Consider the following 1,273-nt stretch of genomic DNA (forward strand, 5'->3'; position numbering starts at 1 on the left):
ATCGTGCGATGGTCAGTGAGAACTGTCTAGGAATCTCACGGAAGGACACAAGGCACGATGGCTCTGGACCAGTCTGCCCTCCTCGAGCTGCTCGGGGAACTCAAGCTCACGGATGTCTCTGATCGCATCCGCTCTGCGACCGAGATGCTCTATCAGGAGCTGATCGATGCGGAGGCCGCCGCGTTCATCGGCGCGGCCCCCTACGAGCGCACCGAGGCGCGTACGGCGGTGCGCAACGGCACCCGGCCGAGGACGCTCTCGACGACGGCGGGTGATCTGAATCTGAAGCTCCCGAAGCTGCGGCAGGGCAGCTTTTTCCCGTCGCTTTTGGAGCGGCGGCGCCGGGTGGATCAGGCTCTGTTCGCGGTGGTGATGGAGGCGTACCTGCACGGCGTGTCCACGAGGAAGGTCGACGATCTCGTCAAGGCGCTCGGCGCCGATACCGGCATCTCGAAGTCGGAGGTCTCGCGGATCTGCGCCGATCTCGACGAGGAGGTCGCGGCATTCCGCGACCGGCCGCTGGAGGGCGCGTACCCGTACGTGTTCCTCGACGCGACGTACTGCAAGGCCAGGGTGAACCACCGAGTCGTCTCCCAAGCCGTCGTCGTGGCGGTCGGGATCGCCAGTGACGGCCGGCGGGAGGTGCTCGGCTTCGAGGTGGGCGATACCGAGTCGCAGGCGTTCTGGACCGAGTTCCTCCGGTCGCTGAAGGCCCGGGGGCTTGCCGGGGTGAAGCTCGCGATCTCGGACGCGCACACCGGGCTGATCGCTGCGATCCAGACCGTCTTCCAGGGCGCCGCCTGGCAGCGGTGCCGGGTGCACTTCCTGCGGAACGTGCTCGCCCAGGTGCCGAAGGCCGCCGGCCAGATGGTCGCCTCGATCATCCGCACCGTCTTCGCCCAGCCCGACGCCGAGCACGTGATGACCCAGCTCGGCGAGGTCGCCCGCATGCTGCAGCGCTCGCACCCGAAAGTCGCGACCATGCTCGATGAGGCCGCCGAGGACATCACCGCGTTCCGGCACTTCCCGGCCGCGCACTGGCGGCAGATCTGGTCCACGAACCCCTTGGAGCGGGTGAACAAGGAGATCAAGCGGCGCACCGACGTCGTCGGCGTCTTCCCGAACCCCGCCGCGCTCCTGCGCCTGGCCGGTGCGGTGCTCGTCGAGCAGCACGACGAGTGGGACGCCGGTGACCGCCGCTACTTCAGCGAGCAATCGATGAAGCTCCTCACCGAGACGCCCGAGGAGGTGGCCATCCCCGAACTCCAAGCTG

Annotated in this window: 1 protein-coding gene; it reads left to right on the forward strand. The window is 67.7% G+C overall.

Annotation, left to right across the window (positions count from 1 at the left end):
• Positions 1 to 57: 57 nt before the first annotated feature.
• A partial coding sequence (locus ABD716_RS16340; RefSeq protein ID WP_344778850.1) for an IS256 family transposase occupies positions 58 to 1,273 on the forward strand: 1,216 nt, incomplete at its 3' end.

Source organism: Gryllotalpicola kribbensis (genome assembly GCF_039538245.1).
Lineage (GTDB): Bacteria > Actinomycetota > Actinomycetes > Actinomycetales > Microbacteriaceae > Gryllotalpicola > Gryllotalpicola kribbensis.